Consider the following 16,125-nt stretch of genomic DNA (forward strand, 5'->3'; position numbering starts at 1 on the left):
GGCCCGGGCGCGGCAGGCGAAGCCGCGCCGTAAGCGGGCGGTGCCGGGCGCGGGTGCTCGCGGCAGGTCGCGGTGGGAGGGGTGAGGCGGGGCGGCGGGGACGGCGGGGCGGGACCGGCCGCCGGTCACCCGGCGGCGCAGCGCGCGTGCCGCTCCGTCAGGAAGGCGTCGGTGGCCGCGAGCGCCCGGGTCACCTCCGGCGGGGCGTCGCCCACGATGACGAAGTCGACGTGCAGGCCGGTCTTGGTGCGCTGGAACAGCAGCTCGTTGATGGGCTCGCGGGCGATGTCGGTGACCCGGCACATGTCGAACTCCACCCGTTCGGGCTCGTCCGCCAGCGCCTCGGCCAGCGTGCGCCGCAGCTTCTCCAGGCTGTCCCGGCCCAGGACGCCCTCGCAGGTGATGCGTGCCGTGCGGCCCTCGCGGCCGCCGGAGATGCGCACCGGCACGTCGGCCGGCTCGATCTCCACCCGCACCCTGAGCCGCCGGGGCGCGGGCGGGAGCCGCACGGTGAGGTTCTTGGCGTCGAAGTCCTCGTGCGGCTCACCGTCGATCCACACCCTGGACAGCCGCACGGAGTCCTCGGGCAGCAGGTCGGGCGCGACCCGCAGGGTGCGGTCGGGCAGTGCCCCGGGCAGCGGCCGGAAGTGCAGGGTGAGCGGGTTGCCGCCGAGCAGCAGGTTGCCGTAGGCGGCGGCCAGGTAGCACAGCTCCAGCGCGTGGTAGCCGGCCATGGAGTGGCTGCCCTTGAGCCGTTCGGTGCCGAGCAGGTACGGGATGCCGTTGGCGAGCACGTTGAAGTAGACGCCGCCGTCCTGGTAGTCGAGGAAGTGGGCGTTGTAGAAGGACGCCGCCTCCCGGGCCAGGCGCCGGTGCTCCGCGTCGCCGGTGACGCCGGCCAGGATCAGGTAGGCGAGGATCGCCTGCTCCTGCTGCCACCAGGCCTTGCGGTCGTGCCAGACGAAGCGGTGGTCGCCGAAGCGGGGGTCGGGGCGCCGCTCCACCACGTCGTACCAGCCGCCGCGCTGGCGGTCGCTGCCGACGGCCGGCATGCGCCGGGCGATCCGCTCGGCGAGCGCGCGGTACTCGGGCTTGGGCACGAGGCTGTGGATGCGCATCAGGTTCCAGGCGATCTTCAGGTTGTGGCCGACCACCGCGCGGTCCTGCTGCCAGCCCCAGGTGCGGTCCGGGCTCCAGTCCTCGTGGAAGCGCTCCTGGACGAACGGGCTGCCGGACTCGTCCGGGAAGTGCCGCACGATCGTGTCGGCGGTCTCCTCCAGCATGTCGGCGAAGTCCGCCCGGCCGGTGGCCAGGTAGGCGTTGATCAGGTACGCGGGGGCGTGGTCGCCGATCGAGTTCCAGTTCTTGCGGGCCCGGTTGTGGCCGAGGGTGTCGGCGCGCGGGTCCATGGTCACCGGGTCCAGGTGGGAGAAGTAGCCGCCGCGGACGTAGTCCTTGAAGTGGCGGCGGAACAGCTCCACGGTGCGGTCGATGTCCTCGGCGATCCGCGGGTCGCCGGTGATCCGGTAGGTCTGGGTGGGGCCGGCCAGCGCGTAGATCTGCTCGTACATGGGGATCGCGTCGACGTCGTCGCCGAACTCGGAGGCGAACACCTTGCGCCGGCCGGAGTCGGTGATGTCGATGCCGTGGTACCAGTAGACGATGCCCTCGCGGTCGTCGGTCACCCGCATGTGCTCGCGCAGGTACTCGGTGCCGGACTCGGCGGCCTCCAGGTAGCGGTCCTCGCCGGTGAGCAGGTAGGCGGTGGCCAGCGCGTAGACCAGGCGGGAGATGGTGTCCGCCTCCTGGCGCACGTTCTCTCCGGCGAACTCCGGCAGGTGGGTCCCGCACAGCGTCAGCCGGGTGCGGAAGCGGCGCCAGTCGGGGATGCCGTCGGGGAACTGGCCGCGCAGGTAGAAGTCGGCTATCTCGCGCGCCTGCCGGATCCACCAGTCGGGATCCTCGAAGACGTAACTGCCGCGCCGCCGCTCGGGGAAGGTCAGGGTGCGCGCCTCGATGCGCATGCCGCCGGTCCACTCGTAGAAGATGCCGTGGACGAAGACGTAGCGGCCCTCGACGAGCATGTCCAGGGTGGCGGCGCTGGTGTCCCGGGGCGGCTCCCCGAGGTTGCGGACGATCTGCGAGCCGAGCAGTCCGTCGAGGTGGACGGTGAACTCGCGCCCGTCGGTGGTCCGCAGGCCGAACCGCTCGTGCGCGGGCTCGTGGACGGTGATGTAGCCGGCGACGCTGTCACTGTAGGAACGGCGGGTCTCGGGCGCCCTCATGAGTGTGTTCCTCCCTGGTCAGGGCGTGTCATGAGCAGTACGACGCTGTGTCCGTGGGCGTGCAGGACGCGGCCTTGGACGGGGACCTCCGCGCCGGGCGCGAGGACGTCCTCGCCGGCCGGCCGGGCCGTGTCCACGACGCGGAACCAGCGGTGGCCGGCGATGTGCGGCAGCTCGAAGTCGAGCCCCCGGCGGTGCATGTTGAGGACGACGTGCACATCCGGCTGCCCGTGGAAGCCGGCCAGGGTCAGCGACAGCACCCGCGCGTGCGGGTCGTCCCAGCCCGGCCGGTGCAGCCGGGTGCCGTGCCAGGAGACGTCGGGGACGCCGCGCTCGTTGGTCCGGCCGCTGAAGAACTCGGGGGCGCGCAGGGCCGGGAAGCGCCGGCGCACCGCGATCATTCCGCGGAAGAAGCCGCGGACCTCGGTCTCCTTGTCCGCCTGGTCCCAGTCCAGCCAGGAGACGGCGTTGTCCTGGCAGTGGGCGTGGTTGTTGCCGCGCTGGCTGTTGCGGAACTCGTCGCCCGCCAGGATCATCGGCACGCCGCGGCTGATCAGCAGCACGGCGGCGAAGTTCTTGATCTGGCGCACCCGCAGCCGCTCCACCTCCGCGGCGTCCGTGGGCCCCTCGACCCCGCAGTTCCAGCTGTGGTTCTCGTGCGCCCCGTCGGCGTTGGCCTCGCCGTTGCCGTCGTTGTGCTTGTGGTCGTAGCTGACCAGGTCGTTGAGGGTGAAGCCGTCGTGGCAGGTGACGAAGTTGACGCTGCTGGTGGGCCGTTCGTGCGCGCCGCGGAACAGGTCGGGCGAGCCGCCGATACGGGAGGCGACGGCGCCGACCAGGCCGCCGTCGCCCCGCACGAAGCGGCGTACGTCGTCCCGGAACGGCCCGTTCCACTGCGCCCAGCGGCGGCCCGGGAAGCGGCCCACCTGGTACAGGCCGCCGCCGTCCCGGGGTTCGGCGATGAGCTTCACCTCGGCGAGCGCGCCGGACAGCTCGATGCCCCGCAGCACGGGCGGCGCGGCCATCCCGAAGCCGCCGGGACCGCGGTGGAGTTCCGAGGCCCGGTCGAAGCGGAAGCCGTCGACGTGGTACTCGCGGACCCAGAACTCCAGGCAGTCGACGATGAACCCGGCGACCGCGGGATGGTTGGCGTTGAGCGCGTTGCCGCGGCCGGTGAAGTCCATGTAGGGACGGCGGTCCCGCGGCCACAGGTGGTAGTAGGCGTCGTTGGCCTGGCCGCGGAAGCTGATCGTCGGGCCGTGCTCGCCGCCCTCCGCGGTGTGGTGGAACACCACGTCGAGGATGACCTCGATGCCGGCCCGGTGCAGCGCCTTGACCATGTCGCGGAACTCGGTGGCGTGATGGCGGCAGGGGTCGGAGCAGTAGCCGGAGTGCGGCGCGAAGAAGCCGAAGGGGTCGTAGCCCCAGTAGGCGCGCAGCGGCTCGCCGTCCGGGCCGGTGCGCAGCACCTGCCGTTCGTCGAAGTCGAAGACCGGCATCAGCTCCACCGCCGTGATGCCGAGGTCGGTCAGGTACGGGATCTTCTCCACGACGCCCGCGTAGGTGCCGGGCCGCCGCACGCGGGAGGTGGGGGACGCGGTCAGGCCGCGGACGTGCATCTCGTAGACGACGGTGTCGGACAGCGGGGTGCGCGGGGGCGCGTCGTCCTCCCAGTCGTAGTCGTCCATGTCGACGACCACGCTGCGCATCGCGTGGGCGCAGTTGTCCCCCGGTCCGATGGCGCGCACCCGGTCCCACAGCGTGTTGACGTTGGCGCGGGCCCGCGGGTCGAGCAGGACCTTGCGGAAGTCGAAGCGGGTGCCCGGGTCCCGGGTGCGGTCGGGGCCGTCGACCCGGTAGGCGTAGATCTGCCCGGGGCGCAGGCCCGCCACGTGGCAGTGCCAGAAAGGGCGGCTGCGGTGGACGGCCGGGTCCAGCTCGATCACCCGGCTCGGCTGCGGGTCCTCGGCCGTGTCGAAGAGCAGCAGCTGCACGCGGTCGGCGTGCTCGGAGAAGAGGGAGAAGTTCACGCCCGCCTCGTCCGGGGTCGCGCCCGGCGGCTGCGGATGGCCGGCCGTCACCCGGCCGGCGCTGCGGAAGGGTGGAGTCTGCATGGCGTTCGGGAGTGGTTTCTGTCGTCGGGTCGGCCACCGGGAGGGGGCCACCCCACGGGAACGTGCGATTGCCCGGGGGCGGCCCGAGGGGGGAACGGGCGTCCGGGGGCGCTCCACGGGGACGCGCGGTCCCGGCGGCGGCACGACGGGGCACGGACACGGGGCACGCCCCCGCAAGGATGCGAGGCCCAGGGCGGGTGGCCGCGCCGGTGTCGCCGGCCGCCGTCCGGGACGCGCGGATCCCGCCGTCGGTCACCCGGGGACCCGTGGTCCCGCGAGGGTCGCGGCACGGGGACGCGCGGTCCCGGAGCTCATCCCACCGGGGCCCGGCCCCGCCACGGCACGGACGGGACGCGCCGCGGGCCGGGCCGCCCGGCGCGGCGGGCGGGGCGCGGCGGGCCGGATGCCGCCGGGCGCCTTCCGGGCACCGCGGTCGGGGCGCTGCCGCGCGCCGGGGCGGCCGGGCGGGCCGTGCCGCCCGCCGTCCGGTGTCCCGAGCCGTCGCGGGCGGGCACGGGGACGCGCCCGCCGCGTTCCGACGGTCTGCCGACGACCAGCCGACCGAACCGGCCGCAGCCGCCGATCACCACCACCGGGCTGTCCATCGGGTCCATCGGGTCCTCCTCTTCCTCCTCGCCGTGGGGACGCGCCGTGGAGGAGGCGCGTCGTCGTGGAGGAGAGCGCCTCCCGGCGAGTCGTCGGGCCCGTGGAACCTGCCGTGGATCCTGTCGGGCCTTCCCGCTTCGCCCAGCTCTCCTGACGAGATGGAAGCCCGGAAGTCCACCGCCAGTCAAACGACTTGTCAAATCCATCGAGACCTTGTCAACTCGCCGTGCGGACCGTGCTCGACGGCCTCCGACGCGGCCGCACGACACCCGGCCGAAGGCGCGGGAGCGGGCCCGCCCGGCCTCGTCGCGGGGCCACCTCGGGGCTGCCTCAGGGCCGCCGCGAAGCTGCCTCGGGGCCGCCGCGGGGCCGCTCAGAACGAGCCGGGTCCGGGTCCGGGCCGCGGGCCCAGGTCGCCGAGGCCGGGATCCGGCTCGCCGACCGGCCCCAGCCGCCGCCGGACGGAGACCGGCAGCCAGCCGCGCTCGCGCGCGGTGCGCAGGAGGACCGGGTCGACGCCCACCGGGCGGGGGTTGCCGACGACGGCGAGCATGTCCAGGCCGTCGGCGTGGTCGGCGTACCCGAAGCAGCGGGCGGCCTCACTGCCGAGCAGGATCATGGTCTCCACGACGGCCTGGGCCAGCGCGCGGCTCCGCGGCGCCCGGTCCAGGGTGGGCCGGCCGTCCGGGAGCGCGGGTTCGACGCACAACACCCTCGGCATGCCGAGGAGTTCCGCGACCGGCCGGACGCACGGGGCGAACGAAGTGGAGACCAGGACGAGTTCGTCACCGGCCAACCGGTGTCTGCGCAGCAGTTCCGGCAGCACGCTGTCGGCCCAGGCGGCGGACACCCCGCGGCCGGCCGCCCAGACGCGACCGGCCTCCAGCAGTTCCTCCCGGCACTCCTCCGCCTCGGCCCGGGTCAGTAAGCGGGGATCGCCGCGGTTGTCCGTCACCGCGCCCTGCCGACCCTGCCAGAAGCGCACGAAATCGGTCACGCTCGGGGCCATTCCGAGCGTGACGTCCAGGAAGAAGAACGCCGTACGCCTGGCATTCATGGCGATTTCCCCCGCCTCAAGCCCGCCGCGGCGGGCACGCGCCCCCGGCGGGCCGCCACCCGCGCAGACCGGAGCGGTTACTTTTCGCCGGAGCGTAAGAAGAATCGACTACGGCTGTCAACCAACTGCGGGCGACCGGGAAGGGCCGTTTCGGCGGAGGCCACCTGGGGATTCCCTCGGGCGCCGGTCGCCCGTACACGCACGGTGATTGGCCGGAATTCAGCCACGTCTGAACGTCGTTGACGCTTTCCCTCCCTCTTCGCTCCCTCCTCGGCCGGGTGCCGGTCACCGGCGCGGTGGTCCGGCCACCACCGCGCGGCGGGGCGCGGTGGCGCCGCCACCGCCGTGCCCGCCCGTGGTTGCCGGACCACCACGAGGTCCGCCAGTGGTGTGTCCGGATCACCTGGAGCGCGACACGACGTGCCGCGCACTGTGGACCCGGCTCAACCGAGCGACCTCATGACCGAGATGGGATTCCGATGAGCGGCACCGAACTCGCAACCACGTTGTTCGCCACGCTCCCCCGCAGTGACCAGCGCAGGAAGGGCGAGGAGTACATCCGCGGCCTGCTTGCGACCAAGGGGCGCAAGTCGATCCGCAACATGGCCGCACCGGTGGGCGGTTCGGCCCGTGAGCAGAGCCTGCACCATTTCGTGTCCAACTCGACCTGGCACTGGATGCCGGTGCGCAGGGCGCTGGCGCGGTACGTGGTGCGTTCCGCGCTGCCCGAGGCGTACGTGGTGCACACCATGGTCATCCCGAAGGCGGGCGGCAACTCGGTGGGCGTGTACCGGTGCTACGTCCCGCAGTTCGGCCAGATCCGCGGCGTGCAGCGGGCCGTGGGAGTGTGGGCCGCCGCGCAGGCAACGAGCGTTCCGGTCAATTGGCGGCTGCACATTCCGCAGGACTGGCTGGAGAACGGGATACGCCGGCGACAGGCAGCGATCCCGGACGACGTACGGGAGGAAACCCCGGAGGAGTCCGCGGCGGCGGCCCTGCTCGCCACCCGCGACTGGGGACTGCCCGCCCGCCCCGCGGTACTGGACGCCCGCGGCATGGACGTCCCGGCCCTGGTGCGGCGCCTGCGCTCGGCCGGGGTGCCCTACCTCGTCCGGATCGACGGGGTGCTGCGGCTGGCGCCGGCCGATCCGGCGCGTTTCGGCCGCGGCGTGGCCGAGGCGCTGCCCGCGCGGCAGATCATGGCCGCGGCCGGGCTGCTGCGCCGGCCCGTGGTGTGGCGGGACCACGGGCCGGGCCACGCGCTGCGCACCGCGCCGGTGGCGACGGTGCGCGTGCGCGGCACCGGCCGGGCGGCCGGCCCGCGCGGCACGGACGACCTGCTGCTGCTCGGGGTCGGGGACGGCGGCCGGCCCTGGCCGGCCGAGCTGTGGCTGACCGACCTGACGGAGGCGGGCCCGGTGGCCCTGCTGCGGCTGAGCAGGCTGCTGGACCGGGTGGAGCGGGACTTCCGGGACATCTCCGAGCGGGTGGGCATCCGGGACTACGCGGGCCGCTCGTACTGCGGCTGGCACCGCCACACCACCCTCGCCTCGGCGGCGCACGCGCTGGCCGCGCTCGGCGGGATGGACGAGGGCCGGTTCCGCGCGGAGGAGAACCTGCGGCAGGCGTCCTGACCGCCGCGCACCGCCAGCAGGATGCGTCCCGCCGGCGGGACGCACCCCATGCGCCTGCCGGCCGGCGGCCGCGCGGGCCTCACCGGCCGCCCGCCGGTTCGCCGGAGAGCTGTTCGCGGACCCGGAACAGCCGCAGGGCGAGCTGGAGTTCGAGCGCGCGGGCGGGCTGCTGCCAGTCGGGGCCGAGGAGTTCGCCGATCCGTTCCAGGCGGCGGGCCACGGTGTTGGGGTGGACGTGCAGCCGCCGCGCGGCGTACGTGGGGCTGCCGCCCGCCGCGAAGAAGGCCTCCAGCGTCGGCGTGAGCTCCGACAGCCGCTGCTCGTCGTAGGTCAGCAGCGGGCCGAGCACCGAGCCGATGTAGCCCTGGGCGTCCCGGCTGTCGGACAGCAGCAGGCCCAGGAAACCGAGTTCGCCCACCGACCCGGCCCGGCCCACGGCCCCGAGCGCGATCATCGCCTCCAGGCAGCGCACGGCCTCCTGGTAGCCGTGCCGCACGGCGCCGGGGTCGGTGACGGGGCCGGCCCCCGCGACCGTCACCGGGTGGCGCAGCAGCGGCCCGAGTTCGGCGGAGACGGCGCGGGCCGCGTCGCCGGGATCGCTGCCGGGCAGCAGGAAGACGGCCGTGCCGTGCCGCAGGCACTTCAGGCCGTTGCGGCGGTAGGCGTAGGAGGCCGCCCACACCGAGGCACGGCCCGTGCTGTCCTCCTCCGGCCGGGCGACGACGACCACGTGCGGCCCGGCCAGGTCGAGGCCGAGCCGCCGGGCGCGGGCCCGGACCTTCTGCGCGGACAGGTCCGGATGGGCGAGCAGGTCGTCCAGCAGGTCGTCGCGGACCTGCCCCTCGGCGATGGCGGCGCGGCTGTTGTGCAGGAGCAGCAGGACCGCCATGGCCTGGGTGGCGCAGCCGAGCAGCTGGGCGCCGTCGTCGGAGAGCGGCCCGTTGAGACGCACCAGCAGGGTGCCGAGGCCGACGGTGCCGGTGCAGATCGGCGCGGCCCACAGACCGGGGCCGACGGGGACCGGCCGGCAGGAGCCGTGCGCCTCCAGCGCGCCGGTCTCGGCCTGCTCCCAGGCCGTCTCGGGCAGTTCGCCGGTGGTCGCCAGGGGCACGCCGTCGGTGCCGCAGACCCGTACGGCGCCGTCGACGAGCTTGCTGGTCTCCTCGGCCAGCTCGCCCAGTTCGGCACCGCCCAGCACGAGGCGGAGCAGCCGGGCGTGGGCGTCGCCGGACTCGCGCAGGGCGGCGGCCCGGTCCAGGACCCGGGCGCGTTCCACGGCGGTGCCCGCCAGGTCGCCGTAGGCGCTCATCAGGGCGACCTCGTCGGCGGTGAAGCCGCGGACGCGGCGGGCGGCGACGTGCAGGACGCCGAAGGGGCGGGTCTGCCGGTTGAGGGGCACCGCCAGCATGGTGTGCAGCCCCTCGGCGCGGACCACCTCGTCGACGGCCGTGCTGTGTTCGACCCGTTCGTCGGTGAGGTAGTCGGCGGTCCACAGCGGGACCGGGTCGGTCATCGCCAGGCCGGCCGGGCTCCGGCCCAGCGGCAGCGTCAGCCCCGCCTCGAGCCGGGCGATCCGTCCGTCGACGGCACGCACCCGGACCTGCGCGGCCTCCTCGTCGGGGTAGCAGACGTAGGCCAGGTCCAGCCCGAGCAGCAGGCGGGCCCGGCGGGCGACCGACTGCAGCAGGACGTCCTCGGGCTGGTGCGCGGCGGCCAGGTCGCGCACCGCCTCCAGCAGCGCGGCCAGGCCGGTCTCCCGCCGCCGGTGCCGCTCCCAGCGCGAGGTGATGCTCAGGCCCAGGCGGGCGGCCCGTTCCACGCCGGCCAGTTCCGCGCCCTCGGCCCCGCGCCGCCTGGCGTCCTCCACGAGGAAGCTGAACCGGTCGGCCGGGGCACCCGCCGCCAGCAGTTCCAGTACGGCGGAACTGGTGTCCCGCACCATCGGCTCCTGCGACACGCTGCCTCCCCCTTTGCATGTGTGCCCGGCCGGTCACCGCCCGCCGGCCGGGGCCCGCAGGCGGAGCGCCACGGCCGCCCGGAGCGCCTCCCAGGCGCGCACCCGATGTTTCTCGCCATGCTCGGCGAGGGTCCGGGCGACCGATTCGCAGCGTAGGCCGGTCCGCAGCACGGCGTCCAACACGCCCAGACCGGCGTCGAGCCGGCCGTCGAGGGTGTCGCCGCGGGGCCGCTCGCCGCGGTCGGCGGCGGCCAGGGCGCGCACCGGAAGCGCCACCGCGGTGTGCCAGCCGACCAGGCGGGCGGCGTATCGTGCCTGCTCGGGGGCGTAGGGTCCGTCGACCGTCCACATCAGGCGCTGGGGGCGGGCGCCGGCCGCGGCCAGCGCGCTCCAGCGGGCGCCGCCCAGTTCCTCGTCGTAGGCGCCGTACAGGACGCGGGCCACGGCGAGGGCGGCCTCACCGCGCAGGTCCCCGGCGAGCGGTGCGTTCGAGGCGCCCAGCAGGGCGTCGACCTCGGCCTGAATACGGTGCACCGGGAAGGACGCCACCGAGGTGATGTCACCCAGCGGCCGCCCGGCCCGCCGGGCCCGTTCCAGCCCGGTGAGGTAGGCGTCGACGACCTCGCGGTAGCGGCCGACGCCGTAGATCTCGGTGACGTGCACGCCGATGCCGCGCCCGGTGCACTCCCGGATCGCGGCCAGTCCGGCGGCGGTGGCCGGGACCTTCACCAGGGCGTTGGGCCGGGCGACGGCGGCCCGGACGCGGACCGCCTCGGCGACGGTGGCCGCGGCGTCGTGGGCCAGGCGCGGGTCGAGGTCCACCGAGACCAGGCCCTCGCGGTGGCCGGTGGCCCGGTAGGTGGCGGCCAGGCCGTCGCAGGCCAGGCGGACGTCCAGGTCGCGCAGGGCCCGCAGGGCCTCGTCGACGGCGCTGCCGCGGGCGGCCAGCCGGGCCAGCTGACCCTGGTAGGAGGCGTCCCCGGCGAGGGCGGCGGCGAGCAGGTCGGGCCGGGTGGTGACGCCGCGCAGGCCCCGCGTCACGAGGTCCACCAGGCGGCCCGAGCGCAGGAGTCCCCGGTGGAACCCGTTCAGCCACGGGGAGACGCCCTCGTGGACGAGACGGCGCAGGTTTCCGTCCGGCATGGCCCCCTCCCGACGCGGTCGACGAGTCGATGGAGCAGCCTGCCCCGCCGCGGGCACTGCCGCGAGTGCAGCCGCATACTCCGTCAACTCCCCCGCGCACGAATGCACTTCGGGTGGCCTCGCGACCTGATGGACCGGGCGGCCACCTGACGTACTCGCCGGTGCGTCATTGGCCGGTTCCCGACGGTCTCACACCCTTTGTCGCACAGGAGCACCCGCAAGACACCACCCCTTGGAGAACCACCCCTTGGAGACGAACGTGGACGTTGATCTGCCCGGTGTCCGGTCGCGGCCCGCACGACAGCAGCCGGACTGGGGCGGGAACGAGGAGATCCGGCCGGTCAGGGAGGAGTTGGCGCGCAGCCCGGCGCTGGTCGGCGTGTCCGACGTGCTGGCGCTGCGGGACCTGCTGGCCCGGGTCGCCGCCGGCCGGGCCCATGTCGTACAGGCGGGGGACTGCGCCGAGGACCCCGCCGAGTGCACCGCGGGCTACGTCGCCCGCAAGGCGGGGTTGCTGGACGTGCTCGCCGGCCACCTGAAGATGATCACCCACAGGCCCGTGGTCCGGGTGGGCCGGATGGCGGGCCAGTTCGCCAAGCCGCGCTCGAGGCCCACCGAGGTGATCGGGGGCCGCGAACTCCCCGTCTACCGGGGGCACATGGTCAACGACCCCGAGCCCGACCCGGAGCTGCGCCGACCCGACCCGCGCCGGCTGCTGACCTGCTACGCCGCGGCCCGGGAGGCGGCGGGCCACCTGGGCTGGATCGGCGGAAGGCGGCCGTCCGAGATCTGCCCGCCCGTCTTCACCAGCCACGAAGCCCTGCTGCTCGACTACGAACTTCCCCTGGTGCGGCGGGAACCCGCGGGCCGGCTGCTGCTCACCTCGACCCACTGGCCCTGGATCGGCGAGCGCACCCGGCAGCCGGACGGCGCGCACGTCGCCCTGCTGTCGCAGGTGGTCAACCCGGTGGCCTGCAAGGTCGGCCCGGACATGACGGTGCGTGAACTGCTCGCGCTGTGCGAGCGGCTGGATCCCGACCGGGAGCCGGGGCGGCTGACCCTCATCGCCCGGATGGGCGCCGACCTGGTCGCCGAACGGCTGCCGGCACTGGTGTGGGCGGTGCGGGTGGCGGGCCACCCGGTCATCTGGCTGACCGACCCGATGCACGGCAACACGGTGCCGGCGCCCGACGGTCTCAAGACCCGCTTCCTGGAGGCGATCGTGCGCGAGGTGGAGGCGTTCCAGTGCGCGGTGCGCTCCTCCGGGGGGATCGCCGGCGGGCTGCACCTGGAGACCACCCCCGACCACGTCACCGAGTGCGTCGCCGGACCGGCCGACATCGGCCACGTCGGCGACAAGTACACGAGCTTCTGCGACCCCCGGCTGAACCCGGTGCAGGCCGCGTCGGTGGTCTCGGCCTGGCGCGGATGACGCGGAAGTCGCGGAGGCCGCCGCGGAGGACGCGGATGACACGGATGATGCGGAGGCCCCGGAGGAGACGGACGACGCGGGTGACGCGAAGACGCAGGGACCGCGGAGACGCGGAGACGCAGAGACGCGGAGAAACGGACCGATCGCGGATGAACCGACCAAGGAGGTTGTGCACATGCGACAAGAGCAGCAGCAGTCCGAGCGGCCGGCCGGGCCCGTCGCCCTGGTCACGGGTGCCGCGGGCGGCATCGGCGCCGCCGTCTGCCGGACCCTGGCCGAGGAGGGTGCCCGGGTGGCGGCGGTCGACCGGGAGGCCGGGGCGCTGCGGGAGACCGTGGAGAAGCTGACCGCCGACGGACTGCACGCCGAGGCCTTTTGCGCGGACGTCTCCGACAGCGCGCAGGTGGACGCGGCCGTGGACGCCGTGGAGCAGCGGCTGGGCCCGGTGGAGTGGCTGGTCAACGCGGCCGGGGTGCTGCGCCTGGGCGAGGTGGTGGACTTCACCGGCGAGGACTGGCGCACCACCTTCGCCGTCAACGTCGACGGGGTCTTCCACGTCAGCCGGGCGGTGGTGCGGCGGATGGTCCCGCGCGGCCGGGGCGCGCTGGTCACGGTCGCCTCGAACGCGGCGGTGACGCCGCGCACCCAGATGGCCGCGTACGCGGCGTCGAAGGCGGCGGCCACCATGTTCACCCGCAGTCTGGGCCTGGAGGTGGCGCGGCACGGCATCCGCTGCAACGTGGTGGCGCCCGGCTCCACCGACACCCCGATGCTCAGTTCGATGTGGCACGACGAGTCCGGTCCGCGCGCCACCGTCGAGGGCAGCCCGGAGGCCTTCCGCGTCGGCATCCCGCTGGGCCGCATCGCCCGGCCCTCGCAGATCGCGGACGCGGTGTCCTTCCTGCTCTCCGACCGGGCCGCGCACATCACCCTGCACCTGCTCACCGTCGACGGCGGCGCGTCGCTCGGCGCCTGAGACCGCCCGTACCGAAGGGACTTCCCATGGCAGGCATACCGACGATCGAGCCGTACGCGATGCCGACGCCCGGCGAGCTGCCCCGCAACGTCGCCGACTGGACGCCGGATCCGCGGCGGGCGGTGCTCCTCGTCCACGACATGCAGCGCTACTTCCTCGAGCCGCTGCCCGAGCACGGGCCGCGCGGGGAACTGGTGCGCAACGCCGCCCTGGTGCGGGAGCGCTGCGCGCGGCTCGGCGTGCCCGTGGCCTACACCGCCCAGCCGGGCGGCATGACGCCCGAACAGCGCGGCCTGCTGGCCGACTTCTGGGGGCCGGGGATGCGGGTGGACCCGGCCGACCGGGAGGTGGTGGACGAGCTCGCGCCCCGTGCGGGCGACTGGCTGCTCACCAAGTGGCGCTACAGCGCCTTCTTCCGCACCGACCTGCTGGCCCGGCTGCGGGCCGCGGGCCGCGACCAGCTGGTCGTCTGCGGTGTGTACGCGCACGTCGGTGTGCTGATCACCGCCACCGAGGCGTTCTCGCACGACCTGCAGACCTTCGTCGTCGCCGACGCGGTCGCCGACTTCTCGGCCGGGGACCACCGCGCCGCCCTGCACTACGCGGCCCGGCGCTGCGCCGTCGTCATCCCCGCCAAGGAGGTTTTCGCATGACGGGCCCCTCCTCCGACCTGCTCGGCCGCGTCCTGGCCGGGCGGGTCCCGGCCTACGCCCTGCTGCACCGTCCGGCCGTCACCGGCCGCGGGACCCTGGAGGTCCTGGCCGGCGAGGTGAGCGAGCCGGAGACGCTGGCCGGCATCCCGCTGCCCGAGGACTCCCCCGGCGGCCACGAGGTGCTGGTGCTGGTGCCCTACCGGCAGCTCAGGGAGCGCGGCTACGCCTGCGCCGACGACGGCACCCCGCTGGTCGCGCTGACCGTCACCGACCAGGCCACAGTGCCGGTCCCGGAGGCCCTGCGGCGGATCCCGGACGTCCCGATCCACCTGGCCGGCGGCCGTTTCGACGTCGACGACGCGACCTACGCGGCGACCGTGCGGCGCGTCGTCAACGAGGAGATCGGCACCGGCGAGGGCGCCAACTTCGTCATCAGGCGCTCCTTCACCGCCGACATCACCGGCTACTCCCCCGCCGGCGCCCTGACCCTCTTCCGGCGGCTGATGGAGCAGGAGTCGGGCGCCTACTGGACCTTCCTGGTGCACACCGGCGGCCGCACCCTGGTCGGCGCCAGCCCGGAGCGGCACATCAGCGTGCACGGCGGCACGGCGGTGATGAACCCGATCAGCGGCACCTACCGCTACCCGGCGGCGGGCCCCTCCCTGCCCGACGTCATGGACTTCCTCGCCGACCGCAAGGAGGCCGACGAGCTGTACATGGTCGTCGACGAGGAACTGAAGATGATGGCCCGCATCTGCGACAGCGGCGTCCGCGTCCGGGGCCCCTACCTGCGGGAGATGGCCCGGCTGGCGCACACCGAGTACTTCGTCGAGGGCGAGACCGGCCGCGATCCCCGCGAGGTGCTGCGCGAGACGCTGTTCGCGCCGACCGTGACCGGCTCCCCGCTGGAGAGCGCCGCCCGCGTGATCAGCCGGCACGAGCCGAAGGGCCGCGGCTACTACAGCGGCGTGCTCGCCCTGATCGGGCGGGACGCCTCCGGCGGGCGCACCCTGGACTCCTCGATCCTGATCCGTACGGCCGACATCGACGCCGCCGGCCGGCTGAGCATCGGCGTCGGCGCCACGCTGGTGCGCCACTCCGACCCCGACTCCGAGGTGGCCGAGACCCGGGCCAAGGCCGCGGGCCTGCTCGCGGCCCTGGGCGCGGAGCGGCCGGCCCGGTTCGCCGACCACCCCAGCGTGCGCGGCGCGCTGGCCGCCCGCAACGAGACGATCGCCGGGTTCTGGCTGGCCGAGGCGGACCGTACGGCGGTGGCCGCGGCGACCGGGCGCGAGGTGCTCATCGTCGACGCGGAGGACACGTTCACCGCGATGCTCGCCCACCAACTGCGCTCGCTGGGCCTGTCGGTGACGGTGCGCCGCTTCGACGAACCGTACGACACGGACGCCTGCGACCTGGTGGTGATGGGACCGGGTCCGGGCGATCCGCGGGACGTGCGGCACCCCAAGATCGCGCACCTGCGCTCGGCCGTGCGGGCGCTGCTGGCCGGGCGCCGGCCGTTCCTGGCGGTGTGCCTGAGCCACCAGGTGCTCAGCCGGGAGCTCGGCCTGGCACTGACCCGGCGAGCGGTGCCCAACCAGGGCGTGCAGCGGGAGATCGACCTGTTCGGACGGCGCGAGCGGGTGGGTTTCTACAACACGTTCACCGCCCGCAGCACGGAGGACAAGGTGGAGGTTCCCGAGGTGGGCGTGGTCGAGGTGTGCCGCGACCCCGGTTCGCGCGAGGTGCACGCGCTGCGCGGACCCGGCTTCGCCTCCGTCCAGTTCCACCCGGAGTCCCTGCTGACGCAGAACGGCCCGGCGATCCTGGCCCACCTCCTCCAGGACGTCCTGCGCACCTCCTGACCCCGGCCCCCGAAGGCCCCAGCCCCGTTCCCCCCGGGGGCCGGGGCCTTGCCCTGCCCGCGCAACCGCCCCGCCCGGGCGGGGCGAGCCCCCACCGCCCGGCTCGTACCCCCCACCACCGGCACCACCGCTCGCCTCGAGATCACGCCGGAGACGCCGGAGTCCCGCGTTCTGGATTCCGGCGGCCTTCCACCGTCCCCGCGATGAGGAACAGCCCTTCGGGCCACTGTTCCGCACGACCTCCTACGCGGTCGCCCACGCCCACAAAGCGGCGGGCCGCAACGGCCGTCACGGCATCCGGGAGCTGTGCGACGTCCGCCCGCGAAGGCAGGCGGGCCTCTGCGCGGCCGCCCTCACCGACCGCGGCGGCACGGCCGCGCGGAAATCGGCCGGCAGGCCCCGG

10 protein-coding genes are annotated in these 16,125 nt (G+C 74.6%); 5 read left to right on the forward strand and 5 right to left on the reverse strand.

What is annotated here, in order from left to right; genetic code table 11:
* Positions 1-125: 125 nt before the first annotated feature.
* From IE225_RS19950 to IE225_RS19960, 3 genes are all read right to left on the reverse strand, one after another.
* A complete protein-coding gene (locus IE225_RS19950) occupies positions 126-2,285 on the reverse strand; it encodes an AGE family epimerase/isomerase (protein WP_190058925.1) in 2,160 nt (719 codons plus the stop codon).
* Positions 2,282-4,399, reverse strand: a complete 2,118-nt coding sequence (gene glgX / locus IE225_RS19955; protein ID WP_190058926.1) for a glycogen debranching protein GlgX — start codon at positions 4,397-4,399, stop codon at positions 2,282-2,284. The genes IE225_RS19950 and glgX overlap by 4 nt, the downstream gene beginning before the upstream one ends.
* A 979-nt stretch (positions 4,400-5,378) precedes the next feature.
* Positions 5,379-6,062 (reverse strand): HAD family hydrolase, encoded by a 684-nt coding sequence (locus tag IE225_RS19960; protein WP_190058927.1) that lies wholly within the window; start codon positions 6,060-6,062, stop codon positions 5,379-5,381.
* A gap of 479 nt (positions 6,063-6,541) precedes the next feature.
* On the opposite strand from IE225_RS19960, the gene IE225_RS19965 reads away from it, so the two are divergent.
* Positions 6,542-7,696 (forward strand): IS701 family transposase, encoded by a 1,155-nt coding sequence (locus tag IE225_RS19965; protein ID WP_190058928.1) that lies wholly within the window; start codon positions 6,542-6,544, stop codon positions 7,694-7,696.
* 79 nt (positions 7,697-7,775) lie between these two features.
* Here IE225_RS19965 and IE225_RS19970 read toward each other — a convergent pair whose 3' ends face one another.
* Positions 7,776-9,653 carry a helix-turn-helix domain-containing protein gene (locus IE225_RS19970; RefSeq protein ID WP_229879793.1) on the reverse strand — a complete coding sequence of 626 codons (1,878 nt, stop codon included), beginning with the start codon at positions 9,651-9,653 and terminating at the stop codon, positions 7,776-7,778.
* A 33-nt stretch (positions 9,654-9,686) separates the two neighbouring features.
* Positions 9,687-10,796 (reverse strand): transaldolase family protein, encoded by a 1,110-nt coding sequence (locus tag IE225_RS19975; RefSeq protein ID WP_190058929.1) that lies wholly within the window; start codon positions 10,794-10,796, stop codon positions 9,687-9,689.
* Positions 10,797-11,055: 259 nt separating this feature from the next.
* Between IE225_RS19975 and IE225_RS19980 the strand changes: the two genes are divergently transcribed.
* The 4 genes from IE225_RS19980 to IE225_RS19995 all read left to right on the forward strand — a co-directional run bounded on the left by IE225_RS19980 (position 11,056) and on the right by IE225_RS19995 (position 15,722).
* Positions 11,056-12,228, forward strand: a complete 1,173-nt coding sequence (locus IE225_RS19980; protein ID WP_190058991.1) for a 3-deoxy-7-phosphoheptulonate synthase — start codon at positions 11,056-11,058, stop codon at positions 12,226-12,228.
* Between the two features lie 175 nt (positions 12,229-12,403).
* Positions 12,404-13,204, forward strand: coding sequence for a 2,3-dihydro-2,3-dihydroxybenzoate dehydrogenase (locus tag IE225_RS19985; RefSeq protein WP_190058930.1), 801 nt, complete (start codon positions 12,404-12,406; stop codon positions 13,202-13,204).
* A gap of 26 nt (positions 13,205-13,230) precedes the next feature.
* Positions 13,231-13,857, forward strand: coding sequence for an isochorismatase family protein (locus IE225_RS19990; RefSeq protein WP_190058931.1), 627 nt, complete (start codon positions 13,231-13,233; stop codon positions 13,855-13,857).
* Positions 13,854-15,722 carry an anthranilate synthase family protein gene (locus IE225_RS19995; RefSeq protein WP_190058932.1) on the forward strand — a complete coding sequence of 623 codons (1,869 nt, stop codon included), beginning with the start codon at positions 13,854-13,856 and terminating at the stop codon, positions 15,720-15,722. Before IE225_RS19990 ends, IE225_RS19995 begins: the two co-directional genes overlap by 4 nt.
* Positions 15,723-16,125: the final 403 nt, after the last annotated feature.

This window comes from Streptomyces echinoruber (assembly GCF_014651135.1).
Taxonomy (GTDB): Bacteria; Actinomycetota; Actinomycetes; order Streptomycetales; family Streptomycetaceae; genus Streptomyces; species Streptomyces echinoruber.

Bases quoted from the DNA above. Each gene is read 5' to 3' on its own strand.
- IE225_RS19950 (WP_190058925.1), bottom strand. From the start codon at position 2,285: ATGAGGGCGCCCGAGACCCGCCGTTCCTACAGTGACAGCGTCGCCGGC.
- glgX (WP_190058926.1), bottom strand. From the start codon at position 4,399: ATGCAGACTCCACCCTTCCGCAGCGCCGGCCGGGTGACGGCCGGCCAT.
- IE225_RS19960 (WP_190058927.1), bottom strand. From the start codon at position 6,062: ATGAATGCCAGGCGTACGGCGTTCTTCTTCCTGGACGTCACGCTCGGA.
- IE225_RS19965 (WP_190058928.1), top strand. From the start codon at position 6,542: ATGAGCGGCACCGAACTCGCAACCACGTTGTTCGCCACGCTCCCCCGC.
- IE225_RS19975 (WP_190058929.1), bottom strand. From the start codon at position 10,796: ATGCCGGACGGAAACCTGCGCCGTCTCGTCCACGAGGGCGTCTCCCCG.
- IE225_RS19985 (WP_190058930.1), top strand. From the start codon at position 12,404: ATGCGACAAGAGCAGCAGCAGTCCGAGCGGCCGGCCGGGCCCGTCGCC.
- IE225_RS19990 (WP_190058931.1), top strand. From the start codon at position 13,231: ATGGCAGGCATACCGACGATCGAGCCGTACGCGATGCCGACGCCCGGC.
- IE225_RS19995 (WP_190058932.1), top strand. From the start codon at position 13,854: ATGACGGGCCCCTCCTCCGACCTGCTCGGCCGCGTCCTGGCCGGGCGG.